Source organism: Paraburkholderia agricolaris (assembly GCF_009455635.1).
GTDB lineage: Bacteria > Pseudomonadota > Gammaproteobacteria > Burkholderiales > Burkholderiaceae > Paraburkholderia > Paraburkholderia agricolaris.
Genome location: NZ_QPER01000002.1, coordinates 3,881,209 through 3,904,454, shown reverse-complemented (window position 1 = coordinate 3,904,454; position 23,246 = coordinate 3,881,209). Strand labels below are relative to the sequence as shown.

Below are 23,246 nucleotides of genomic sequence, written 5' to 3'. Positions count from 1 at the left end.
GCGTCTGGTCGAGGAGGGATTTGGCGAGAGCATACCGGCTGTGGTGATACACGTCTATAGCATGGGTCTCACCGTTCCCGGTGAAGTGAGCTTACGAGGCGCGACTCACCTCGAGCAACTCCCGAAAACTCTCACCTCACTCGTTTCGCACCAGGTTCAGGGCATCCTTACAGGTCACGGCATCCCGAAATACCGACCGATTTCCGTCCGTCGCGAACGGCAGCTATTTGATCCCGAATCTTCTCACCTCAAAAAAATTCTCTTGAATTTTGGCTATGCACACGCTACAGGCAGGACGCCCTCGCACTGCGCCAATGACGCGAATGCGCTCCAGTCCATTCCGGCTGAGAGGCGAGGGGAGGGCCCAGCGGGCGCACAGAGCGTCCTGTCCATATCTGCGCTGCAACGCAGCCCACCGGCATACAGGTCTGTCGAACACGATCATCACGCCTTCAGCGCGCGGAGATACGTACCTCAATCGCCACGCGTCAATCTGGATCAACCAGTTGCCATAGCGAGCAGACAGACCGAAAGCACCTGGCAACGCAGGCGCGATATCCGGGTCGGGGCAAATGCCCCCGAAAAAGCTCACCTTGACCTGTGTTGAGGGCTCGAAACGACGCGGCCTCCAGACCTGGAGACCTGAAAAAGCACCGATAAATGCTCCCGAAAAACCTCACCCATGAGCTGGAAGGAGATTTGCCAGGCCTCAAAAACAGCCCCCCGAAAAACCTCACCTTTGCGCAGCGCACAAAAAATATTCAATGATTTCATTAAGTTATAAAGCAACGTCTCGCCGGACATTCCGAGTGCGCTCCCGTATATCCTCACCTTTAGCTGTATTTCAGCGAAATCCGGCGTTTCCGGCCCCCGCAGAAAGGGCCCCGAAAAACCTCACCTTAGGAATTCAGCAGCGGCAAAATCGAAACTACTCCGACAGCGTCCGTAGGGCTTTTCCGGCCTGTTATAGCGATTTCGATCCTGTATTTCCTCACCTTAGCGATCTCGAGTGCCCCAAAAGCCTCCCGAAAAACCTCACCTTTGGCGCAAAACAGGTCATTTGATGAACCTGGGATCGCGCCGATCCCAGACTCCCGAATTCGCTCACCTTTGCCTGGCGCCGACCGAGACCCTCTTCGGCACAGCCGGAGAAATCTCCGTCGAAATCGGGCTCAGCTCCTGAAAACCCTCACCTTAAGCAGCGGAATGCACAAAATTGAGGCAAAAATGAAGCCTTAGCCCCGGAAAGCCTCACCTTCGGTTCTCGTTTTCTCCCGTCTTGTCTCACCAATAGGGTTTACGAGGTCGAAATAAGGGCAAAAAATGGAATCCAAGGGACTCCCGAAAGCGCTCACCTTTAGGGTATCAGCGCCTAACGCCGACTTTTGAGTACTGCCGGGCGATCCCGGCCGCTCAGGTCCCGCAAAATCTCACCTTTCGCTAAACCGCCCTTTTGGGGTGGCTCCTGAACCCGCTCACGTTCTGTCCCGCACCCGCTCACCGAGGCCCCCGAACCTCATCACTCAAAGCTCCCGCAAGACCTCACCACCTCTCCCGCAAAGCTTCACCTTACCGGGCTGAAACACCCGCCAGATAAGGGTTTGCCATGGCGTTAACGTTTTTAACATGGGTTCAAAGGTGTTTACTTTTATTACTCTCTAGAACTTCCCCCGCGTGTCCTTCGGACAAAACCTTTTCCACCCCTCAGCCGCCATCACGCGTCCGTGAAACAGTGCGCGATCAGAAAGAAACCACTGAAACTGCTTTATTTACAATGGTTTATTGGCTAGTCTTCGTTTTGTTTCACGGAAAAACCAGGCTTGCCTCAATCGCTTCGTCTATCAGCAGCCCTAGAACACTCCAATCGGACAAATAACGCTCACCACAAACAAATGCGTAGCAAACGATACGTAAATTGTTATGATTCATCCAATTTGAGCGATATCGAGGTACCCATGAATCTGGACCAGGAGCGTCAAGCAATCCGTGACGAGCTTGAATCGTTGAGGGCGAGCGGGGCGCGACGGCAGGAACTGTCGCTGCACGCCTGCAAGCGACTTTTTTTCGATTTGGGGATCCGGCCGTCCATGGCTGCGGTTCGTGATTTGACCCAAACAGGTAGCGCCAGCGACATACCCAAGGATATCGACCACTTCTGGGAACGCATCAGAACGGTGTCGCGCGTAAAAGTCGGTGCCGGCGCGATCCCGAAAGCACTGGAAGACCGCGCTGGAGAATTATTGGGTGCGCTCTTTGAAGAAGCCGTCGCCCAGGCCCGTTCGACCCTTGACGGCGAACGCCAGGAAATTCAGGCACAAATCACCGCGGCTGACCAACGCCTGCGGGAAGCCGAAATTCGCCGCGACGTGTCGGAAGAAGCGATCAGGCGCAGCGAGTTGAGGGCCGAAGCCGCATGGGAACGGGTCCGAACACTCGAAACCGAGCTTTCCAGCACCGCGACGCATGGGGCCGCTCACCAGGAAGGCCTGCTCGCAACGGTGCGCCGGCTCGACAGCGAAAACGAAACGCTGCGTCAGCGCCTCGAAACAGAACAAACGACCAACGCGACGCTCCGCGACCGAATTGATGCTCTGCATGTCGAATTGCGGCAAAGCACCGAGCACTATGCCCAACAGATAAAAGACGCTGTCGCCGAAGCTGAGCGGCGTGTGAAGCCAATGCTGGTTGAACTCGATTCGCTGCGCAGCATGGCGGCGACCTATCAATCGGGGGTGCGTGACGCTAGCCGCAAGGAATTTGAGTTTATCCAGCAGATTGCCGCCGCCAAGGCACGCGGCGACCGGCTCGACGCGCAACTGCGCGAGCAATCGGACGAAGTGGATACGTTGACAAAAGAAATCGCCCTGCTGCGCGGCCAACAGGGCATCGACCCGGCGATCGCCGCTCTGTTGTGTGCGTTAGTCGAAACAGGCAGGCTCACGTCAGACGAACTGACCGCGATCGGCACGGCAGCGGACGGTCATGTCACGCTGCCGCTGCGCTGCCCCAAATGTGAGGAAGGTGAGCCCGAGCTATCACAAGTGGATCACCGCTTCGAACTGCAATGTCCGGAGTGCGATCACTCGTCAGGGCTGGGTGAATCAAGGCTGGAAGCGGTTAGCCGGTTTTTGTCGAGCGGCTCGATTACTGCGTCGGCATGACGGTTCGGCGCGGTCGTCATAGCGGCGAAATCGCTAAAGGTGAGGAAATTCGGGACCTCAAGGGTGAGTATCTGCAGGACTCGCCGGATCACCCTTTCCTCGTCAAACGCCCGTCGCGCCGGGGTGTGGGCAATGGTGGAGCGGCGGGATCCGGTTCATCCACAACGGGCGAATCCTGTTGATCCATCCATCGTTGCCACGCCCGGTACAAACGGTTGGCGGACACTGCCTGTACAAATCCCAGCCACTGCCCGACCAGTTCCGCCTCGACCCCACTCTCGAATAGATCTGCGGCAAAAGTGTTGCGCAAGGTTTGTGGACTCGCTCGTGAAGTTCGCGACGCGGCAATGCCTGCTGCGTCGATCAACGCGTCGACTGCACGCAGCATGGTTGCCTTGTGCATTGGCCGTCCCGAAGGTGAAGCGGGAAAGACCAGATTGCCTGCCAATTCGGAAAGGCGCCGTTCAGCAAGCCATGAGTCGAGAACGGCCGCCGCGAAAGGCGTGAGCCGGGTACGCCGTGTCAGCATTGGATTCGCGGACTCGATCGTGACCCATGGCGAGCCCGCACTCACGCAACTAACTGTAAGCGCTGCGGCCTCGCCTGTCTTTAGTCCGCCACCCAGAAACACCGCAATCAGCGCGCGATCGCGCCGCTCTCTCCAGCGCTGCGCCATGGATAAGGCCGGCAATGGCGAAAACAGCTGGGCAATGAGCGCCGCTCGTTCGGCGTGGTCGAGAAAACCCGTCGGCTCGTTGTCGCGTGCATTGCGCCATGCTGCTTCGCCATCCTGAGCAATGAAACGAGCGGGATTGGTCGACGCGGATTCGATTTCTCGAACATGGTCCAGTACCCGTTCAATGAGCCGCAGATATCTGACACGCTGCGGTTTTCTGATCGCAAGGCCGCCCACGAATTCAGCGATGGTTTGCGTATCGACCGTGACCAGACTCTTCTGGCGAACGGCAAGCCAGTCGAGAAAAAGTCCCCACTGGGCTTGATAGACTTCAGCGGAAGAGCGCCTGAAATGCTGCTTGGCAAGCCAGGCGTCGAAGGCGATCTGGGGATCGCGGCGCCAGTCTTCACGTTCAACATCGAAGAGATCGGTTGACGGCGCAGGGCGCGGAACCGGGTCGGACAGATGAGGAGGTGACATACGCTATCTTTCCGTTAGTTGCGCATATTGTAGGTGGCAACTGATGAAAGTGCAGCGTTTAAAGTCAGTCGCCCCACGCCCGCGCGTGTTTTAGCGGAGCGTCTTTAGACTCAGGTTGCACGGCGCGGCGTGCTGCCTCTTCATAGGCCGAGACGGCGAACGCAAATACCGCCGGCAATGCGGTGGAGGTGCCGAAGTCCACCGCTTCGTCTGTTTCCGGATAGGGCAATTCGGAGGGCCGCTGGAACAGGCCGAGCATGATGGCGTCGTGCCGGCTGGCAAACCCGAGATCCGCCAATGCTTCAGCTTCGATTGCGTGGAGCAGGCGCCATGAGAGCGGCACCTGCTGGACGATATAGCGCGCAGCGATGTTGCGCACGATGTGTTCAAGATCGCGCGCCGCGGTTTGATAGCGCAGCGCGGCCAGAGCATGCTCGGCTTGGTCGGTCGTCAGGTCGTTCATTATCGGCTCCAGTCGATACCCTGTACTGTACAAATATACAGTGTCTCGTGCAACCTTAGCCGAACGGATAATTCCGCCAAAAGCCCGCAACGGTGCGCCCGTCAGTCAGCCGTGAATCACCACCAGCAATGCTTTCGCCTCGCCTTTTCCGGCGTTGCGGATCGCATGGGGTTCGTCGGCGACATAGCGCGCGGTATCCGCAGGCTTGAGCCGTTTCGTCGTGCTCGCCGCTTCAATGTCGATGGATCCCTGCAGCACCGTCAGATGTTCACGCGTGCCAGGTTCGTGCGCGTTCGACACCAGCGCCCCGCCCGGCTGCAGCGTCAGTTCGTACCACTCGAACTTGCCGGCCAACTCGATCGGTCCCCAGACACGCAACTGATACTTGGCTTCGTGCCCGCTCAAAGTCGGAATGTCGTGCGGACCGGAGACCGCGATCGCCTCGGGCGCCTTTTGCGGCGCGAACAGCGAATCGAGACTGACGCCGAGCGCATTCGTCAGACGCCAGGCGACCGCAATCGTCGGATTGGCCTTGTCGCGTTCGATTTCCGAGAGCATCGATTTCGACACGCCGGCCGCGCGCGACAGGTCGTCGAGCGTCATGCGCCGTTCGGCGCGCAGACGCTGAATCTGTTCGCCGACACGAGGCGGCGCTGCGATCGCCGGGACCGCGCCCGCGCTGGAAGGAGGGGCCGTGTTGGCTGCTGCACGGCGGTTTCCCGAACTTGCCATTTACTGACCTATCGTTTAGAGTTGTTCGACATACCGGATTTTAGTTCGGAAAAACGAAAATATCCGATAAAACTGACAGCCGACTATAACAGCCCGCCTCGACGTCGAACATGCCGCAGATACCAGCAGATGCCTGACGTGTCGGAGCGCACCACCCTTTCAGGAGTCTGGTTCATGCGTGACCTTTACTTCGCCCATCTGCGCGGCACTCTCGAGCAGATCCGCGCTGACGGTTTTTACAAAAACGAGCGCGTGATTGCCAGCCCGCAATCGGCCGACGTGCGTCTCGCGAACGGCACGGACGTGCTGAATTTCTGCGCGAACAACTATCTCGGTCTGGCCAACGACGCGCGGCTGATCGAGGCCGCCAAGCTTGGCCTCGATCACGACGGCTTCGGCATGGCGTCGGTGCGTTTCATTTGCGGCACGCAAACCGTGCACAAAGACCTCGAAAAAGCGCTGGCCGCCTTCCTGCAAACCGACGACTGCATCCTCTACTCCAGCTGTTTCGATGCGAACGGCGGTCTGTTCGAAACACTGCTCGACGAAAACGACGCCATCATTAGCGACGAACTGAATCACGCGAGCATCATCGACGGTGTGCGCCTCTCGAAGGCGAAGCGCTTTCGCTACAAGAACAACGACCTCGCCGATCTCGAAGCCAGGCTGAAAGAAGCCGATGCGGCCGGCGCGCGCTTCAAGCTGATCGCCACCGACGGCGTGTTCTCGATGGACGGCATCATCGCCAACCTCGCCGGCATCTGCGATCTGGCCGACCGCTATGGCGCCCTGGTCATGGTCGACGATTCCCACGCGGTCGGTTTCGTCGGCGAACATGGGCGTGGCACGCCGGAACATTGCGGGGTGCTTTCGCGCGTCGACATCATTACCGGCACGCTTGGCAAGGCACTGGGTGGCGCATCGGGTGGTTACGTCGCCGCGCGTCAGGAGATTGTCGATCTGCTTCGTCAGCGCTCGCGTCCTTACCTGTTCTCGAACACGCTAACGCCGAGCATTGCCGCCGCATCGCTGAAAGTACTCGAGTTGCTCGCCAGCGAAGAAGGCGCGCAACTGCGTGCGCGCGTGCGTGAAAACGGCGCGCGTTTCCGCCACGCGATGAGCGCGCTCGGCTTCACGCTCGTGCCCGGTGAACACCCGATCATCCCGGTCATGTTGGGCGACGCGCAACTTGCATCGAACATGGCTGATGCCTTGCTGAAGGAAGGGGTGTACGTGATCGGCTTCTCGTTCCCCGTCGTACCCAAGGGTCGTGCGCGAATCCGCACGCAAATGAGCGCCGCGCACACGCCGGAGCAAATCGATCGAGCCGTCGACGCGTTCGCGCGTGTCGGCCGTCAACTCGGCATCATCTGAAGCGGAGGCGCACATGAAGGCATTGGCAAAACTCGAACGCGCACCGGGCCTCACGCTGACAGATGTGAAGAAGCCCGAAGTCGGTCACAACGACGTGATGATTCGCATCACGCGCACCGCGATCTGCGGCACGGACATTCACATCTGGAAATGGGACGACTGGGCGCAAAAGACGATTCCGGTGCCGATGCATGTCGGCCACGAATACGTCGGTGAAATCGTCGAAATGGGTCAGGAAGTGCGCGGCTTTGCGATCGGCGATCGCGTGTCGGGCGAAGGGCATATCACTTGCGGCTTCTGTCGTAACTGCCGTGCAGGACGCCGCCATCTGTGCCGCAATACGGTAGGCGTCGGCGTGAATCGTGAAGGCGCGTTCGCCGAATACCTCGTGATTCCCGCGTTTAACGCATTCAAGATTCCGCCTGAAATCTCCGACGATCTCGCCGCGATCTTCGATCCGTTCGGCAACGCCACGCATACGGCGCTGTCGTTCAACCTGGTGGGTGAAGATGTGCTGATCACCGGCGCCGGGCCGATCGGCATCATGGCGGTAGCGATTGCGAAACACGTCGGCGCACGCAATGTGGTGATTACCGACGTCAACGACTATCGGCTCGAACTTGCGCGCAAGATGGGCGCGACGCGTGCGGTGAACGTCTCGCGCGAATCGTTGCGCGACGTGATGGCAGACCTGCACATGGCCGAAGGTTTCGACGTTGGGCTGGAAATGTCCGGTGTGCCGAGCGCGTTCACCAGCATGCTCGAAGCGATGAACCACGGCGGCAAGATCGCGCTGCTCGGCATTCCGCCGGCGCAGACCGCGATCGACTGGACCCAGGTTATTTTCAAGGGTCTCGAAATCAAGGGCATTTACGGCCGCGAGATGTTCGAGACCTGGTACAAGATGGTCGCGATGCTGCAAAGCGGGTTGGACCTGTCACCGATCCTCACGCACCACTTCAAGGTCGACGATTATCAGGAAGCATTTGCCACGATGCTCTCAGGTGAGAGCGGCAAGGTGATTCTCGACTGGACGGCTGCGTGAGCTAAAAAACGGCGCGCTCAATAGCAGCCACCGAAACGAAACGAAACGAAACGCCCGCACCGCGCTCACGCGCCTGCGGGCGTTTTAACGAACTCGGCCTGAACGCGTACATGAATATCGTCGCCCACTGCCGGGTACCACGTCGCCAGACCGAACTTCGCGCGGCTGAAATTACCTTCCGCAGAAAATCCGAGCGTGTCCTTTTTCGTCAGCGGATCGGGTGCGAAACCGTTGAAGGTCACCTCGAGCGTTACCGGTTGCGTGACACCATGAATCGTCAGATCGCCACTCAACGTGCCACGTGATTCGCCGGTGCGTTCAAAGCGCGTGCTGGTGAAGCGCACCTCCGGATAACGCGACACGTCGAGCATGCTCGCGCTTTTTACCATCTTGTCGAGGAGCGGCACGTTCGTGTCGATGCTCGCGGCGTCGATCGTGATCGTTGTGCTACTCCGGTCCAGCCCGCCTTCGTTCCAGTCGAGTTGCCCCTGCTTGCGGTCGAAGCGCATGGTGAAGCGCGAATATTTGAAGTGATCGATGTCGAAGCTGATGCTGGTGTGATCCGGGTCGAGCTCGTAATGTCCGGGCGGCACGCGCGTTTCGTTCTGGCTCACCGTATGGGTGAGCACGCGCACTGGCGTGCAGGCCATTGCCGTCAGCAGCGTTGCGCTGAGCAGCGCGGGTAAAAACATCGCGCGGAGAGTAGAGCGACTCATGAGATTCGTTCCAGTGGATCGATCGTCAATACGATAACAGCAAGCGTACCCAATCCGCCGAAGCGCGCAAAAACTTGACGAAGGAGAATGATCGTTCTACCCTTCGGGCATGGCTACTCAAAACCCGACTGAATCGGCTGCGCCGGGAAGCGCTCGCGAAAGGCTGCTCGACACGGCGGAGGCGTTGATCTACGCCGGCGGCATCCACGCTACGGGCGTCGATGCGATCGTCAAGCAGTCCGGCACCGCGCGCAAAAGCTTCTACACGCATTTCGAATCGAAAGATGCACTGGTCGTCGCCGCGCTGGAGCGGCGCGACGAACGCTGGATGAACTGGTTTATCGCGGGCACGCTGAAGCATGGCAAGACCGCGCGCAAACACCTGCTCGGCATGTTCGACGTGTTGCGCGAATGGTTTGCGTCGGAGGATTTTCATGGCTGCGCGTTTCTGAACGCCGCCGGCGAAATTGCCTCCGCGGACGACCCGATCCGGATCGTCGCGCGCAAACACAAGGAACGCCTGCTCGCCTTCGTGCGAAGCCAATGCGATGAATACGCCGCCGAATCAGGTATGGACGCTCGCGGCGCCGCGCGCTTGTCGCGCCAATGGCTGATCCTGCTCGACGGCGCCATCGCCGTGGCGCTGGTGAGCGGCGAGGCCGACGCCGCGCTCGACGCGCGAACTGCCGCAGAAGCCCTGCTCGATACCGGGTCTGCGAGCGGATCGAATCCACTCGCGGGTCAATCCGTGAGCAAGTCTCCAAGCAAACGAGCGCCATCCCGGCGCGCTGCAACCTGACTGAGAAACCACCATGGCCAACCCGATCGAAACCCGCCCACCCCTCCCGCCATTCACACGCGAAACCGCGATCCAGAAGGTGCGCGCCGCGGAAGACGGCTGGAATACGCGTGACCCGGAGCGCGTGTCGCTCGCGTACACCCCCGACAGCGTCTGGCGCAATCGTGCCGAGTTCACGCACGGGCGCGCGGAGATCGTCGGACTATTGCGCCGCAAATGGGCGAGGGAACTCGACTACCGCCTGATCAAGGAACTCTGGGCATTCACGGATAACCGCATCGCCGTGCGCTTTGCCTACGAATGGCACGACGATTCGAATAACTGGTTCCGTTCATATGGCAACGAGAATTGGGAGTTCGATGAACACGGGCTGATGGCCCGCCGTCATGCCAGCATCAATGATCTGCCGATCCGAGAGGCCGACCGTCTCTATCATTGGCCGCTTGGCCGCCGTCCCGACGACCATCCTGGCCTGTCCGACCTCGGCCTCTAGACCCTTCTCCAACATTGAAGGTGAACATCCGCCGGGTGTTCACCGCTCTGCCATCGGTTGTCCGTTATGGTTGCATCTGCGCCGTGCGGCACGTGCTGTGCCCGCGTGTCCGAGCGTGTCCTCCACATCGCCCGTGCGGGTTGAGGTACAGTGCGCGACGGACGGCAAGCGGAAATAACCAGAACGTAGATGACACCGGCGCTCGACCGGTGGCGGAGAACACATGCAATTTCGGCAGATCAGGAAGAACATTCGGCGTACTGCCGTGGCACTCGTCGCGAGCATGGCGGCGGCGTCCGCGGCACATGCGGGCAACTGGTGCGAGGGCGGCGTATGGGTCGACGCCATGCTCGGTTCGTATCACATCAATCCGGACCCCAATACCCATTTCGAGCAGTTCAATCCGGGCCTTGGCGTCGAATGCTGGCTCAACAATCAATGGGCGCTGACTGCCGGCGGTTTTCGCAACTCGCTGCGGCGGCCCTCGTATTACGGCGGCGGCGTCTGGGCGCCCGAGTTTGCGCACTGGGGCATCGTGCGGATCGCGGCGATGGGCGGGATCATCTCGGGCTATAACTACGGCAACTGGGGCTTGGGCCGCAATCACACGATCGGACCGGTGGTCGCGCCGATCGTGATGGTGGAATACAAGCGCGTCGGAGCCAACTTCATTGTGATTCCCCCGATTCCCTCGGACAATCTTCCGTTCACGATCGGGTTCCAGGTGAAGGTGAAGTTCTGATCCGCAAAGCCGCAAAGGTGAGCGGTTCCAGGATGGTGAGGAATTCCAGGAGATGGCGGCGTCGCGTTGAATGGTGAGGAACGCCAGGAAATTCCGTCACCTTAGCCAAAAGGTGAGGTGTTCCAGGAGACGTGCCGTCTCGACGAAAGGTGAGGCGTTCCACCGTGCATACCTTCACGTCGGCGAGAGGTGAGACGTTCCAGGAGGTGCTGCCAACTCCGTTAAAGGTGAGCTGTCCCAGGAGTTGAACTGCACCGCGGAAGTAAAAAAGCACATCAAGGTGAGACGTTCCAGGAGATCGCTCGCGAAAGGTGAGCGATTCCAGGAGGTGAGTAATTCCCGTGTTGAACGCGCACCTGTCATAAGGTGAGGATTCCCAGGAGGTCCTCTTTATGATCATTTATGGCGCCGCATTCGGCATTCGGCATTCAGCACATAGCTCACGATCGGGCAGGAAGCCAGAAACCATAGGTGAGAAGATTCAGGAGCGCGTGCGGTGAGAATAGTGCTACCTGTGCGCGCACTTTGAACTCAAAGGTGAGAAGATTCGGGAGGCTTGCGCCGAACGCAGCTACCTGCGAATCACATCCATTCAGGGAGCACTTTCCTCAATGACGCCCCGCGCTTTTGGCAAGGAAATCAAGGCGGCACTCGCGCCGCACGCGGACGCTGAGCGCGCGCTTGCGATGCGCGCCTATATGCGTGACCACTTCGAGTTTATCGGTGTGCCGACACCGCTGCGGCGGCAAGCGGTATTGCCGGTATTCAAGCGCTTGCCTGTGGAAAATGCCGATCATCTGCTGGCATGCGTGAATGTCTTATGGTCGATGCCGGAACGCGAATTCCAGTATGTCGCGTCCGACCTATTGGCGCGCAAATGGAAGATGCTTGCAGTGGCCGACATCGCACACTTACTGGCGCTCGCTCAGCGGAGCGCCTGGTGGGATTCGATCGATCCGCTGGCGGGTGTGGTCGGCGACGTTCTGAAAGCGGCGCGAATCCATACACCGGATGTGCAGGCCGAGATGGATGCGGCACTTCTGCACGAATCGCTGTGGGTCCGGCGCATTGCGATGATTCACCAACTCGGCTGGCGCGAACATACCGACGAAGAGCGCCTTTTCGGCTACGCGCGTTCGTTGGCTGCGGAAAGCGACTTCTTTATCCGTAAGGCAATCGGTTGGGCGTTGAGGGATTACGCGTGGCATGAGCCTGAAGCGGTCAGCGCCTTTCTTTCCGCTTCGAAGGACATCATGTCGCCGCTTACCCTTCGTGAGGCGTCGAAACATCTGTCACCGATCCGCTGACGTGCCGGGCGCGAAGCATTTGCCGCCCGATTAACCACATTCAATTAGCAAATCAGCAATGAGCGTCAACGCGCCACGCACTTTTGCAAAGCGCGGCGTACCTTAACGCGAAAATAAATGGGGTATAAGTGGCTAATAAATTGGCCGCTAGTTAACGGCACTCAAATCAAAAACTTTAGAAAAATATTTACGCCCCCGAGGGCCCGCAAAAACCGTGTAGTCATCGCTTAGTAACATGTGCGAGCAATACTCGGCAGCGCTGCAATCTTCAGTCAAATTCGCAAAAAAACGCGCCGCTCCTATCGAGGGCTGACGCGAAGGCCATACCCTCGGGGGTTTCACATGACTATCCGTCATCGCATCACGCTATTGGTTATCTTGATGTTCGTCGCTTTGTCCGCGATCGGCGGCTACGCGGTGTATCAGACGCGCGGCAGCGCAGCCGAAGTGCGCAAGGTGACCGAAGGCGTCGTTCCCAGCGCGCTCGCATCCGCGGACCTCGTCTCGCAAGTCAAAGACGTCCAACTCGCGACCATGACCCTGGTCTACGCGCCGGACGCCAACATGGTCAGCCAGGCTCAAGACGAACTGAAGAAGAAAAAGACCTCGTTGCAACAGGCCCTCGCGCTTCAAGCCAAAGACGCCGCGAGCCACGCTCAGCAAGGTCTCGTTTCACAGGCCAACGAGAGTCTCGAGAATTACTTCTCCGCTATCGCCGAGACAGCAAAAATGAAGGCCGACGGCAAGAACGAACTCGCGCAAGCGTATCTGTTCGCCAACGTGGCGCAGTATCGCGACGAACTCGAAGGCATCGTCGAAACGTTGCGCGTCGAGAAGAACCGCCAGAAAGACGAGGCGATCACCACGCTGAACGCCACGCTTTCCACCACGACGACGGCCATCGCCGCCGTCACCGGTATCGCGATTATTCTGCTGACCTTCATCGGCACGCTGCTCTACCGTCAGATCACCCGTCCGCTCAGCCGCATGCAGGCGATGATGAGCGAGATCGCGTCGAGCCAGGATTTCACGCGCCGCGTGCCGGTGGGCCGGCTGGATGAGATCGGACATTCGATCGTCGCTTTCAACGGCATGATCGAAAAGATCCAGGAAAGCTCGGCGCAACTCAAGCAGAAGACCGCCGACATTCAGGCGATGTTGCAGAACATGCAGCAAGGCATCTTGACGGTGGTCGACGGCGCCGTTATCCACTCGGAGTATTCGGCGTATCTGGAAGACATCTTCGAAACGAAAGACATCGCCGGGCGTGGTCTGATGGATCTGGTGTTCTCGGATACGGATCTCGGCTCGGACGTGCTCTCGCAAATCGATGCGGCGGCGCATGCGTGCCTCGGTGAAGACTGCATCAACTTCGCGTTCAATCAGCACCTGCTGGTGGGCGAAATTTCGAAGCGCATGGCCGACGGCCGCGTGAAGATTCTCGACCTGAGCTGGTCGGCGATTACCGACGAAAACGACATCATCGTGCGTTTGATGCTGTGTGTGCGCGACGTCACCGAACTGCGCAAGCTTGCCGCGGAGGCCAGCGAACAGCGCCGACGCCTCGACATGATCGGCGAGATTCTCGCGGTGAGCGAAGAGAAGTTCCACCACTTCATCGAAAGCTCCGCCGGCTTTGTCAGCGAGAACGAGCGCATTATCCGCAAGCATTCGGAAGCCGATCATGCTGCGATCGCCGAACTGTTCCGCAACATGCACACCATCAAGGGTAATGCGCGGACCTATAACCTGGCGCATCTGACGAACGTCGTTCACGAAACCGAACAGAGTTACCACGAACTGCGCCAGCCCGACGCGGATCGCTCATGGGATCAGGACCTTCTGATGCAGGAGCTGACGCGCGTGCGCGAGGCGATCGAGAGCTACGCGCGGATCAACGAGCAGAGTCTCGGCCGCAAGGCCAAAGCCGGTGCGAACAACGCCGGCCATGCTGGCCGCTATGTGATGGTCGAGAAAGACCAGATTCAGCAGACCCTGAGCATGCTGGACAGGACCAACGCCGGCGAACTCCACGAATTGCAGTCGATGCGCAATGCGATGCGCCAGGCCTTGAGCGCACTCGGCAGCGAAAGCGTGCGCGACGCGCTGTCCGGCGTGCTGGATTCACTGCCTTCGCTCGCGCAGGAACTCGGCAAGCCGGCGCCGAACGTGCGTATCGACGACAACGGCTACCGTCTGCGCGGCCAGACGGGCAGTACGCTGGGCAACGTATTCATGCATCTGCTGCGCAATTCGATGGACCACGGTATCGAAACCACCGAGGCACGCAGCGCGCACGGCAAGACGCCGGCCGGCACGATCGATATCGAAATGGGCGTGGATAGCGGCGCGCTGCAGATCACGCTCAGCGACGACGGCCGCGGCCTCGCGCTCGAACGGATTCGCGGCATTGCGGTGGAGCGCGGCTGGGTCGCCAGCGACGAGCAATTGAGCGACGAAGCTATCGCCGAATTCATTTTCCGGCCGGGTTTTTCGACTGCGGCAACGGTCACGGAAGTGTCGGGCCGTGGCGTGGGCATGGACGCCGTGCGCGACTTCCTCAAGCGCGAGAACGGCCGGATCGAACTACGCTTCACCGACGATCACAAGGGCGCATCGTTCCGTCAGTTCCAGACGATCGTCTGTCTGCCGGATAGCGTCGCCGTCGACACGCTGGGCGTGCAGGCGCGCGGCGACGCCGGCCAACTGCAAGTCGGCGCGATGGTGGATTGAACGTTGAGTGAACGCGGATCGACGGATTGACAGATCGACGCGCGTTTCGCGACGGACTTCGGAAGGATAGGTTGTGATTCAACAGTATGTATTGGCGGCGGCAGCAGGCAGCGCGGTGACCGCGCTGTTGGCATTTGTCGCGCACAAGTTGCACAGCACGAGGCTGACGGCACGGCTCTCCGCCGAAGCCGATGCGCGGCTCGAGGCGCGCTCGGCGGAACAGGCGGACCACGGTGAAGCGATCCGCGAACGCGAGCAGGCCGCGCAGGAGATGGAGGCGTTGGCCGCCCAGTTGAGCGAAGAGCTGCGGCAGCAATCGGCCAGCGTCGAAGAACTGCGTGCAACACTGAAAGCGGCGGCCGAAGACAAAGACCAGTGGGCGCATCAGGCTCAACAGATCGCCGGCGAAGCCGCGCGTCTGAAGAGCCTCGGCGCGACATTCGAGCGTTGGCACGAGCAGATGATCTCGCTGATGACGCAGAACCACGACATGCACGCGAAGAATCAGGAGCTGTCGTCGATCGTGCGGCATGTGGTGATCGTATCGCTGAACGCGTCGATCGAGGCCGCGCGCGCGGGTCCGGCCGGACGCGGCTTCGCCGTGGTGGCGAGCGAGGTCCGGGCGCTGGCTGCGCGGTCCGAGGAATTGTCGAAAAGCTATCGCGACAGCCTGCACCGCAACGATCTGACCACCACCTCCACGTTCCAGGACATCCAGGCCGGCGGCAAGATGATCGCGGCGTCGCTTTCCAGCGTCGAATCGCTCGCCAACCAGTTTCGCTCGAAGCTGCACCAGGTGCCGACGTGATTACGGGCAACGCCAGGGACAGCTTCGAACGCATTTTCCGCAAGGCGGCGCAGGCACGCCTGCCGCGAGACTCAGGCGATACGTGCGAGATCGTGCCGCTCGCCGAAGCCGGCACGGGCGCGACGAAGGACACCGAGGTGGTCGTGCTGACCATCTCGTCGATCATGTTCAGACTGCTGCTGATTCTCCACTTCGACGAGAACGACAGCACCCGCAACTACTTCCTGAATCAGGCCGACGAGCGCCCGTTCCAGGAAGTGTTTCTGGAAATCTGCAATCTGTGCTGTGGCGCGATGAACCAGGAACTGCTGCATTACTTCCCGGACCTCGGCATGTCGACGCCTTATGTATTGAGCGCGCGGTGTTTGGGGCATTTGCCGGAATTGAAGCCGGGTTTGCTGTCGTCGTATTCGATCACGCTGAACGGTTCCGTGCAGCTTGCCGCGACAGTCTGCGTGTGCGCGCATGCGCCGATCGATTTCGTGGCCGACACGAGCGCGATCGAGGAATCCAGCGGTGAGCTGGAGTTGTTTTGAGTTCTGAGTGTTGGCCATGACGTCGATATCCGCAGTGAGCAGGAACGCGAAATGAACATGAACAAACCGGTCAGCAAGGTGCTGGTGCTGGACGACTGCCCCGTGCATAAAGAGGCGTTGAAGCGCTTCTGCGACGAGCACAATCTGGTCGGCGTGAAAGTCGGCAAGAATCGCTTGCAGTCGGTGCTGCGCTCGAATATCGATCTGGGCGCGGTGCTGTTCGCCGAAGGCTACGGCGGCTCGGCCGAAGCGAGCGCCGAAATCGCGATCAGGATCAACGCGGTGCGCCCCGAGTTGCCGATCATCATGCGTCGCGATGCCGATCCGAGTCTCGAAGGGTTGCCGGAGAGCTTGCGCCGCGTGGTCTGCGCGACCTACGTCGCACACGATATGGCGCCCTTGCGCAAGGTGATCGACGAATACATTTTCAGCCTGGACTATCCGAACGCACTGGTGCGCGGCATCGCCGACATGACGCAGGCGATTCTCGGCGACGTGTTCAAGGATCTGAGCATCACGTGCGATACGCCTTATATCGTGCGGGACCGGATCATCTTCGGCGAGGTGTTCAGCCTGATTCCGCTCGAGAGCGCGTGGTGCCGCGGTTACATGATGATGCAGGCGGAAGAGACGCCGATTCTCGAACTGCTCGATCGCTATCGGACAAGCGAAAGCGCGGAAGACGGCGAAGCCAATTTCCGCGATCTGAACGGCGTGCTCGGTGAAGTGACGAATCTGATCTGGGGTTCGTTCAAGAACCGCTATGTCGGCGACGCGGATGCCTGGCTGCGCAGCCAGGTGCAGGTGCCGCTGCTGGTAAATCACAAGCACAAGTACATCTCGTTCGGCACCGGCAATCCGCAACTGTGTTTCATGTATTCGCTGACGGACCCGCGCTCGGGCCGCTCAGTCAAGCTGCATCAACGTTTTGTGTTCAGCCTGAGCTGGTCGCCGGAGGACTTCAGGGAAGTCACCGACGACGTCGGCGCAATGGTCGAAGCGGGCGAACTGGATCTGTTCTGATTGTTGTCATAGGAAAAAACATGTCGAAAATTCTGGTGGTGGATGACTCGAGCACGGTGCGTGACGAAGTGGCCGGCTTTCTGAAGAAAAACGGTCTGGACGTCGACACGGCGGTGGACGGCAAGGACGGCCTCGCTAAGCTGAAGGCCAGCCCCGGCATCAGGCTGGTGATCAGCGATGTCAACATGCCGAACATGGACGGCCTGACGATGGTCGAGAAGATTCGCGGCGAGCTCGCGAACACGACCGTCAACGTCATCATGCTGACGACCGAGAGCAGCCCGGCCATGAAAGAGCGTGGCAAGGCGGCGGGCGTGAAGGGCTGGATCGTCAAGCCGTTCAAGGGCGACGCGGTGCTGGAAACGTTCCGCAAGCTGGCAAGCTAAGGTGCTGCACGCATCCTGAACCGGCTAAAGGTGAGAGTTTTCGGGAGCCGGTGCGCGGGTGATTTGCAAAGCATGATTCGCTATAACGGCGGCGCCTGAAACACGCTAGTCTGCGAGCATGTGCCAATTGCTCGCCCTCAGCTGCGCGGAACCTACAGACGTCAGTTTCTCGCTGACGGGTTTTGCTGCTCGCGGCGGGCTCACCGACCATCATGTCGACGGCTGGGGCGTGGCGTTCTACGAAGACCGCGCGTGCCGCGTGTTCGTCGATGAAAAGCCGGCGTACCAGTCGCCGGTGGCCGAGTTCCTGCAGAGCTATCCGATCAAGTCGCGCAATGTCGTCGCGCATATTCGCAAGGCGACGCAAGGTGGCGCACGGGTGGAGAACTGCCACCCGTTCATGCGCGAGTTACGCGGCCAGCAATGGGTGTTCGCGCATAACGGCGACCTTCAACCGCTCGGCGATGCGAATGAGCCGGAACACGGGCCCTATGCGCCGGTCGGCACGACCGATAGCGAAGCGGCCTTCTGCTTCATCATGAATCGCCTCTATGCGCATTTCGCCGCTCAAGCGGAGATGCACGCGGACGTCGACGACATCGATGCCGTATTCGAAGTTATCGAACAGGCGACCCGCACGCTGAACCCGTATGGCATTTTCAACTTCGTGCTGTCGAACGGCACGGCACAATTCGCGTATTGCTCGACGCGTCTGTCGTACGTGATACGTCACTGGCCGTTTTCCAGCGCACGTCTCGTCGACGGCGACCTCTCGGTGGATTTCGCCGAACGTGGCACGCCGGCCGATCGCACCGCGGTGATTGCCACCACGCCGCTCACCGACGAAGTATGGACGGCCTGCGAACCTGGCGACCTGCTGATGTTCCGCAGCGGCGCGTTGTTGCGGCGCGCCCATGTCCCTGTTCCAGACGCCGTGCTCGCGACCTCGAAATACGCACTCTCCGAACTGTCCGCTGTCCCGGCGTGACATCGCGCCAATGCGTGGCCTTGGCAGCGGCCACGCTACCGGCACGTTCATATTCATCGAAGAATTACTTGGTTTGCCGAGACAGACTCCTCTCGTATCGTGTCGCCAGATTTAAACAAATACAACATTGACACGGGAACCTGAAAATGAAACGTCTTTCTCTCCTCGCATTACCCGCCGGTCTTTTGCTTGCGGCAAGCGCTCAGGCGCAAAGCAGCGTGACGCTGTACGGTATCGTCGACGCCGGTATCGCTTATGTGCATAACGCACAAAACGCGAGCGGCCAGAATCAGTCGACGCTCGTGAAGTTCAGCAGCGGCAACCTGTCCGGCAGCCGCTGGGGTCTCAAGGGCACGGAAGACCTGGGCGGCGGTCTCGCCGCGGTGTTCCAACTCGAGAACGGCTTCAACATCGGCACGGGCGCGCTTGGACAAGGCAGCCGCGAATTCGGCCGCAAGGCGGTGGTCGGCTTGTCGAGTGGCACGTGGGGGACGGTCACCCTCGGACGCCAATACGATCCGATCGTGGACCTGGTTCAAGGTCTCACGGAAGACAACTACTTCGGCGGCATCTTCGCCACGCCGGGCGATCTGGATAACTACGACAACAGTTTGCGCGTCAGCAACTCGGTCAAATACGTGAGTCCGCTGTTCGCGGGCTTCCAGGTCGAGGCGTTGTACGGCGTGGGCGGCGTGGCGGGTGCGACGGGCAACGGCCAGACCTACAGCTTCGGCGCGGCTTATGCGAACGGCCCGTTGTCGCTCGGCGTCGGTTACTTCTACGCGAACGGCGGCAACTCCACGACGGCGAATGTGCGTACCTGGAGCAGCAGTTCCGATTCGCTGTTCAACACGGTCATCAACGCGGGCTTTGCAAGCGCGAAGTCGATTCAAATCGTGCGTGTGGGCGGGCAGTATGTGATCGGCGCGGCAACGTTCGGTGCGGCCTACTCGAACACACAGTACGCGAACGACGCGTTCTCCGCGTTCCACAACACCGCCAAGTTCAACAACGGCTCGGTGTTCTTCAACTATCAGATCACGCCGGCCTTGCGCACGGGTGTGGGCTACAACTACACGTCGTTGACGGGTCCGAGTTCGGCGCACTACAACCAGGTCAACCTCGGTGCGGACTACGCGCTGTCCAAACGCACCGATCTGTATGCGTTGGCGGGGTACCAGAAGGCGAGCGGCAATACGCTGAACGCGGCAGGCAACGTAGTGAGCGCGCAGGCGTCGATTGGCAGTTACGGTGTGAATTCAGGCACGAACAGCCAGGAAGTTGCCGTGGTGGGTATTCGCCACAAATTCTGATTTGCCTATGAATGAGCCGGCCGCCTTGATGGTGGCCGGCTTTCCTTTTTGCCTTCAAATGGCCCAAAGGTGAGACTATTCGGGAGCCGACAGCCAATCGGCGATACGTGAGTCCACACGCATCATTCCGCCTCACCATCCAGCAATTCCGACGACGATTCCCGCAAGCATTCGCTGAACAGATCCGCCGCCGGCGCGGAAGTATCCGCGCGCCACACCAGTACGACTTCACCCAATGGTTCGAGCGGCGCGAGCGGCAATACGCGCATGCGTCCACGGCTCACGTGATGCCGCGCGATCGACAGCGGCAGGATCGACACGAAGCCCCCGCCAATCAGCAGCGACAGATTCAATGGCAACGAACTCGATTCGACCGCGCCGCGATCGAGCGGAATACCTTGGCCGGCGAGTGTCTCGGCCAGCGTCGCAAATGCGGGTGAACCCCGCAGTGGCGTAATCCAGCGCGCCGCGCGCAGATCGTTCCAGTTCACCGGCAGGTCCACCTTGCCGAGTGGGTGGCTCGTGCCGACGACAAACACGAACGGCTCGCGATGCAAGGTCTGCTGGCGCAGCAAGTCCTGGTTGTCGGCGATCCGGTTGCGGCCCAGGGCGAGATCGAGTTCGCCTTCGTCGAGCATCTTGATCAGCTTGTCGAGCGTGGCTTCCACGAACGACAGCGTGGCTGACGGCGCGCGCCGCATGAAGAGTTCAACCGCATGCGCGATGAGCGGCTGCGGAATCGTCACGACCGCGCCGAAGCGGACATGACCCGCCGTGCCGGTGGTCAGCGCGCTGACGTCGCGGCGCGCCAGTTCGATGTGCCGCAGGATTTCGCGGCCGCGCGCGGCCATCACCTTGCCGATGCTGGTCAACTCGACCGCGTTGCCGACTCGCCGGGCGACGGGTACGCCAAGCGCTTCTTCGATTTCACCGATCTGCTTCGAAATGGCGGGCTGCGTGACGTGGAAAGCGGCCGCGACCCGCGTCACCTGGCCGAGCTCCGCGAGGCTCACCAGGATGCGCAGGTGCGGCAGCTTCAGGCCGCTGCGAAAGAAGCGATCGATTGCGTCGTTTTCGGTGCTTGCCATTCGTGTTGACTCGGTAAACATAACTGAATGGTAATGACTTGCACCGAAACAGTGATTTGCGGTGCGACGCCCAACCCGGCTAATCTTCAGCATCGGCAGGACGGTAGAGCGTGAAACGGGTGGATCGAGCATAGCAGCTACGTGCCGACCGCATAACTCAGGGTATAACCGGAGTCGCGCCATACGCCGTATCACCGCGACCACAGCGCGCATCCAAGCGCGCGGAAGGAGACAAGTATGAGCACCCCACTGTATGGCGGCGCCGAGCGGCCCGCTGTGCCTGATAAGCCCGCGGAACCCGCAGAATCCGCCGAACGCGTGGCGTTGTACCGCAAGCTCGCCTGGCGCATCGTGCCGTTTCTGTTTCTCGCGTTCATTGTCGCGTATATCGATCGCGTGAACGTGAGCTTCGCCAAGTTGCAGATGCTCACCGATCTCTCGTTGAGCGAGACCGTGTACGGCGCGGGTGCCGGCATCTTCTTTCTCGGCTATTTCATCTTCGAGGTGCCGAGCAACCTCATCCTGCATCGCGTCGGCGCCCGTATCTGGATCGCGCGGATCATGGTCACGTGGTCGATCGTCTCGTGTCTGACGATGTTCGCGAGTGGCGCGACCTCGTTCTACATCTTGCGCTTTCTGCTCGGCGTTGCCGAAGCGGGTTTCTTTCCTGGCATCGTGCTGTATCTGTCGACGTGGTTTCCGTCGAACCGGCGCTCGCAGATCATCGCGCTGTTCATGGCGGCGATTCCCGTATCGGGTGCGATCGGCGGTCCAGTGTCGGGCTGGATCATGCAGCAACTCGCCGGGGTGCACGGGCTCGCCGGTTGGAAGTGGCTGTTTCTGATCGAAGGACTCGCCTCGCTGGTGGTGGGCATCGTCGCGTTCTTTGTTCTGCACGACCGCATCGAGTCGGTGAGCTGGTTGAACAAAGAGGAAAAGGCGTTGCTCGCGCGCGATCTTGAAGCCGATGCGCAGACCCGTGCGCATCAGACGGTACGCGGCGCGTTTGCCAATCCGAAGGTGTGGCTGCTCGGCCTGCTGTACTTCTGCATCGCGATGGGCAACTACGGGCTCGTCTTCTGGTTGCCGACGATGATCCGCGCGAGCGGCGTGGTGAGCGTGGCAAATATCGGTTTGCTGTCGGCGGTGCCGTCGCTGATCAGCGCGGTCGCGATGATCCTGATCGCGCGTCACGCGGACAAGCACGACGAGCGTCGCAAGCATGTGGCGGTGTGCGCGGTGCTGGGTGCCGCCGGCATGCTGGCGTCGGTGCTGCTCGGCCAACACGTATGGCTTTCGATGGCGGCACTGGTGGTCGCGGCGATCGGCATCAATTCGATCGCACCGGTGTTCTGGGGCATTCCGACTGCGCTGATGGGCGGCGTGGGCGCGGCGGCAGCCATTGCCGTGATCAATTGCACCGGCAATCTGGCGGGTTTCGTGAGCCCCTACGTGATCGGTTTTCTGAAGGATGCGACCGGCACTCTGCTGCCCGGCATGATCGTGCTCGCCTGCGCGCTGGTGCTGGCCGCCCTGATCGCGCTGGCGATGCCGGCCGCACGTAAAACAGCATGAGGAGAAAGAAGGATGACGCAGCAGGTTTGTATGGTCACCGGCGCGGCTACCGGCATTGGCGCGGCCACCGCGCTGCGCTTTGCGGGCGCCGGCTGGGCGGTGGCGATCGGTAATTTCGACGACAGCACGCGCGAAGCGGCGTTGGCGGTCGAAGCGCAATGCAAACAGCTTGGCGCCGAGACTATGGTGTTCGACGTCGACGTCGGTTCCGACGCGGCCTGCGTGAAAGCGGTCGATACGGTGGTCTCGAAGTGGCGCCGAATCGACGCGCTGATCAACTGCGCCGGCACGACGCGCTTCATTGCGCACGGCGATCTGGCCGCTGTCGACGACATGGAATTCGAGCGCGTGTATCGCGTGAACCTGATCGGCATGTTTCAGATGACGCGCGCCGCGGTGCCCGTGCTGCGCGATTCGTCGACCGCGGCACATAGCACGTCGGTGATCAATATCTCGTCACTGGCCGCGCTGAACGGTACAGGGTCTTCCATTGCCTATGCCGCCTCGAAGGGCGCGGTCAATACGCTGACGCTCTCGCTTGCGCGCAATCTCGCGCCGCGCATCCGCGTGAATGCGCTGGCGCCCGGCATGGTGGACGACGGTTTGCCGCGTCGCGTGCTGGGTGAAGAAGCGTACGCGAAGATCGTCGACAGCATGACGAATGTCGCGCCGCTCAAGCGCGTGTCGCAGCCTGGCGAGATCGCCGACCTGGCCTGGTTCATCGTCGCGCATGCGCCTTCGATGACCGGCCAGGTGATCGCGGCCGAGAACGGCATGTTGCTGAACGGCTGAACGTACGGCCCACGAA

General features: G+C 60.4%; 22 protein-coding genes. 17 read left to right on the top strand and 5 right to left on the bottom strand.

Translation table 11 applies throughout. From position 1 onward, the window contains the following. Positions 1-607, top strand: a 607-nt coding sequence (locus tag GH665_RS38995; RefSeq protein ID WP_217361940.1) for a hypothetical protein, incomplete at its 5' end; no start/stop codon positions are given. 1,348 nt (positions 608-1,955) lie between these two features. Beyond that, positions 1,956-3,161 (top strand): DNA-binding protein, encoded by a 1,206-nt coding sequence (locus GH665_RS38610; protein WP_153142221.1) that lies wholly within the window; start codon positions 1,956-1,958, stop codon positions 3,159-3,161. Between the two features lie 88 nt (positions 3,162-3,249). Here the strand turns inward: GH665_RS38610 and GH665_RS38605 are convergent, their stop codons facing one another. The 3 genes from GH665_RS38605 to GH665_RS38595 all read right to left on the bottom strand — a co-directional run bounded on the left by GH665_RS38605 (position 3,250) and on the right by GH665_RS38595 (position 5,512). After that, positions 3,250-4,317 carry a tyrosine-type recombinase/integrase gene (locus GH665_RS38605; protein ID WP_153142220.1) on the bottom strand — a complete coding sequence of 356 codons (1,068 nt, stop codon included), beginning with the start codon at positions 4,315-4,317 and terminating at the stop codon, positions 3,250-3,252. A 64-nt stretch (positions 4,318-4,381) separates the two neighbouring features. Then, positions 4,382-4,780, bottom strand: coding sequence for a DUF2471 family protein (locus GH665_RS38600; protein ID WP_025496523.1), 399 nt, complete (start codon positions 4,778-4,780; stop codon positions 4,382-4,384). Between the two features lie 105 nt (positions 4,781-4,885). Then, positions 4,886-5,512 (bottom strand): helix-turn-helix domain-containing protein, encoded by a 627-nt coding sequence (locus GH665_RS38595; protein ID WP_153142219.1) that lies wholly within the window; start codon positions 5,510-5,512, stop codon positions 4,886-4,888. Positions 5,513-5,686: 174 nt separating this feature from the next. On the opposite strand from GH665_RS38595, the gene GH665_RS38590 reads away from it, so the two are divergent. Together GH665_RS38590 and tdh are read left to right on the top strand one after the other, a co-directional pair. Continuing rightward, a complete protein-coding gene (locus tag GH665_RS38590) occupies positions 5,687-6,886 on the top strand; it encodes a glycine C-acetyltransferase (protein ID WP_030102310.1) in 1,200 nt (399 codons plus the stop codon). A 13-nt stretch (positions 6,887-6,899) separates the two neighbouring features. Beyond that, positions 6,900-7,931 (top strand): L-threonine 3-dehydrogenase, encoded by a 1,032-nt coding sequence (gene tdh / locus GH665_RS38585; protein WP_028195988.1) that lies wholly within the window; start codon positions 6,900-6,902, stop codon positions 7,929-7,931. A 65-nt stretch (positions 7,932-7,996) separates the two neighbouring features. Here tdh and GH665_RS38580 read toward each other — a convergent pair whose 3' ends face one another. Next, entirely contained in the window at positions 7,997-8,647 is a 651-nt protein-coding gene (locus GH665_RS38580) for a YceI family protein (protein WP_153142218.1), read from the bottom strand. Positions 8,648-8,756: 109 nt separating this feature from the next. Between GH665_RS38580 and GH665_RS38575 the strand changes: the two genes are divergently transcribed. From GH665_RS38575 to GH665_RS38525, 11 genes are all read left to right on the top strand, one after another. After that, entirely contained in the window at positions 8,757-9,446 is a 690-nt protein-coding gene (locus tag GH665_RS38575) for a TetR/AcrR family transcriptional regulator (protein ID WP_153142217.1), read from the top strand. Between the two features lie 13 nt (positions 9,447-9,459). Further along, on the top strand, positions 9,460-9,939 hold the full coding sequence (locus GH665_RS38570; protein WP_025496743.1) for a nuclear transport factor 2 family protein: 480 nt from the start codon (positions 9,460-9,462) through the stop codon (positions 9,937-9,939). Between the two features lie 223 nt (positions 9,940-10,162). Continuing rightward, complete coding sequence (locus GH665_RS38565; RefSeq protein ID WP_153142216.1) at positions 10,163-10,681, top strand: hypothetical protein; 519 nt, start codon at positions 10,163-10,165, stop codon at positions 10,679-10,681. Positions 10,682-11,292: 611 nt separating this feature from the next. Further along, a complete protein-coding gene (locus GH665_RS38560; RefSeq protein WP_153142215.1) occupies positions 11,293-11,988 on the top strand; it encodes a DNA alkylation repair protein in 696 nt (231 codons plus the stop codon). Positions 11,989-12,330: 342 nt separating this feature from the next. After that, entirely contained in the window at positions 12,331-14,721 is a 2,391-nt protein-coding gene (locus GH665_RS38555) for a HAMP domain-containing protein (protein ID WP_153142214.1), read from the top strand. Between the two features lie 73 nt (positions 14,722-14,794). Continuing rightward, positions 14,795-15,529, top strand: a complete 735-nt coding sequence (locus tag GH665_RS38550; protein WP_153142213.1) for a methyl-accepting chemotaxis protein — start codon at positions 14,795-14,797, stop codon at positions 15,527-15,529. Further along, entirely contained in the window at positions 15,526-16,065 is a 540-nt protein-coding gene (locus GH665_RS38545) for a hypothetical protein (protein WP_153142212.1), read from the top strand. The genes GH665_RS38550 and GH665_RS38545 overlap by 4 nt, the downstream gene beginning before the upstream one ends. Before the next feature lie 51 nt (positions 16,066-16,116). Continuing rightward, positions 16,117-17,088: a chemotaxis protein CheX gene (locus GH665_RS38540; RefSeq protein ID WP_153142211.1), complete on the top strand. Its 972-nt coding sequence runs from the start codon at positions 16,117-16,119 to the stop codon at positions 17,086-17,088. A 20-nt stretch (positions 17,089-17,108) separates the two neighbouring features. Continuing rightward, on the top strand, positions 17,109-17,474 hold the full coding sequence (locus tag GH665_RS38535; protein WP_153142210.1) for a response regulator: 366 nt from the start codon (positions 17,109-17,111) through the stop codon (positions 17,472-17,474). A gap of 118 nt (positions 17,475-17,592) precedes the next feature. Continuing rightward, positions 17,593-18,462 carry a class II glutamine amidotransferase gene (locus tag GH665_RS38530; protein WP_153142209.1) on the top strand — a complete coding sequence of 290 codons (870 nt, stop codon included), beginning with the start codon at positions 17,593-17,595 and terminating at the stop codon, positions 18,460-18,462. A gap of 146 nt (positions 18,463-18,608) precedes the next feature. Then, the gene (locus GH665_RS38525; RefSeq protein ID WP_153142208.1) at positions 18,609-19,775 is read left to right on the top strand and encodes a porin; all 1,167 of its coding nucleotides are present in this window, start codon (positions 18,609-18,611) and stop codon (positions 19,773-19,775) included. A 122-nt stretch (positions 19,776-19,897) separates the two neighbouring features. On the opposite strand, the gene GH665_RS38520 is transcribed toward GH665_RS38525, so the two are convergent. Further along, a complete protein-coding gene (locus GH665_RS38520) occupies positions 19,898-20,863 on the bottom strand; it encodes a LysR family transcriptional regulator (RefSeq protein WP_174771785.1) in 966 nt (321 codons plus the stop codon). Between the two features lie 237 nt (positions 20,864-21,100). Here GH665_RS38520 and GH665_RS38515 point away from each other — a divergent pair, with 237 nt between their 5' ends. Together GH665_RS38515 and GH665_RS38510 are read left to right on the top strand one after the other, a co-directional pair. Then, positions 21,101-22,438 (top strand): MFS transporter, encoded by a 1,338-nt coding sequence (locus tag GH665_RS38515; RefSeq protein ID WP_153142206.1) that lies wholly within the window; start codon positions 21,101-21,103, stop codon positions 22,436-22,438. A gap of 12 nt (positions 22,439-22,450) precedes the next feature. Beyond that, complete coding sequence (locus tag GH665_RS38510; protein WP_153142205.1) at positions 22,451-23,230, top strand: SDR family NAD(P)-dependent oxidoreductase; 780 nt, start codon at positions 22,451-22,453, stop codon at positions 23,228-23,230. Positions 23,231-23,246: the final 16 nt, after the last annotated feature.

Bases quoted from the DNA above. Each gene is read 5' to 3' on its own strand.
- GH665_RS38595 (WP_153142219.1), bottom strand. From the start codon at position 5,512: ATGGCAAGTTCGGGAAACCGCCGTGCAGCAGCCAACACGGCCCCTCCT.
- GH665_RS38535 (WP_153142210.1), top strand. From the start codon at position 17,109: ATGTCGAAAATTCTGGTGGTGGATGACTCGAGCACGGTGCGTGACGAA.
- GH665_RS38520 (WP_174771785.1), bottom strand. From the start codon at position 20,863: ATGGCAAGCACCGAAAACGACGCAATCGATCGCTTCTTTCGCAGCGGC.
- GH665_RS38610 (WP_153142221.1), top strand. From the start codon at position 1,956: ATGAATCTGGACCAGGAGCGTCAAGCAATCCGTGACGAGCTTGAATCG.
- GH665_RS38555 (WP_153142214.1), top strand. From the start codon at position 12,331: ATGACTATCCGTCATCGCATCACGCTATTGGTTATCTTGATGTTCGTC.
- GH665_RS38575 (WP_153142217.1), top strand. From the start codon at position 8,757: ATGGCTACTCAAAACCCGACTGAATCGGCTGCGCCGGGAAGCGCTCGC.
- GH665_RS38540 (WP_153142211.1), top strand. From the start codon at position 16,117: ATGAACATGAACAAACCGGTCAGCAAGGTGCTGGTGCTGGACGACTGC.
- GH665_RS38560 (WP_153142215.1), top strand. From the start codon at position 11,293: ATGACGCCCCGCGCTTTTGGCAAGGAAATCAAGGCGGCACTCGCGCCG.
- GH665_RS38525 (WP_153142208.1), top strand. From the start codon at position 18,609: ATGAAACGTCTTTCTCTCCTCGCATTACCCGCCGGTCTTTTGCTTGCG.
- GH665_RS38515 (WP_153142206.1), top strand. From the start codon at position 21,101: ATGAGCACCCCACTGTATGGCGGCGCCGAGCGGCCCGCTGTGCCTGAT.
- GH665_RS38565 (WP_153142216.1), top strand. From the start codon at position 10,163: ATGCAATTTCGGCAGATCAGGAAGAACATTCGGCGTACTGCCGTGGCA.
- GH665_RS38600 (WP_025496523.1), bottom strand. From the start codon at position 4,780: ATGAACGACCTGACGACCGACCAAGCCGAGCATGCTCTGGCCGCGCTG.
- GH665_RS38510 (WP_153142205.1), top strand. From the start codon at position 22,451: ATGACGCAGCAGGTTTGTATGGTCACCGGCGCGGCTACCGGCATTGGC.
- tdh (WP_028195988.1), top strand. From the start codon at position 6,900: ATGAAGGCATTGGCAAAACTCGAACGCGCACCGGGCCTCACGCTGACA.
- GH665_RS38570 (WP_025496743.1), top strand. From the start codon at position 9,460: ATGGCCAACCCGATCGAAACCCGCCCACCCCTCCCGCCATTCACACGC.
- GH665_RS38530 (WP_153142209.1), top strand. From the start codon at position 17,593: ATGTGCCAATTGCTCGCCCTCAGCTGCGCGGAACCTACAGACGTCAGT.
- GH665_RS38605 (WP_153142220.1), bottom strand. From the start codon at position 4,317: ATGTCACCTCCTCATCTGTCCGACCCGGTTCCGCGCCCTGCGCCGTCA.
- GH665_RS38590 (WP_030102310.1), top strand. From the start codon at position 5,687: ATGCGTGACCTTTACTTCGCCCATCTGCGCGGCACTCTCGAGCAGATC.
- GH665_RS38580 (WP_153142218.1), bottom strand. From the start codon at position 8,647: ATGAGTCGCTCTACTCTCCGCGCGATGTTTTTACCCGCGCTGCTCAGC.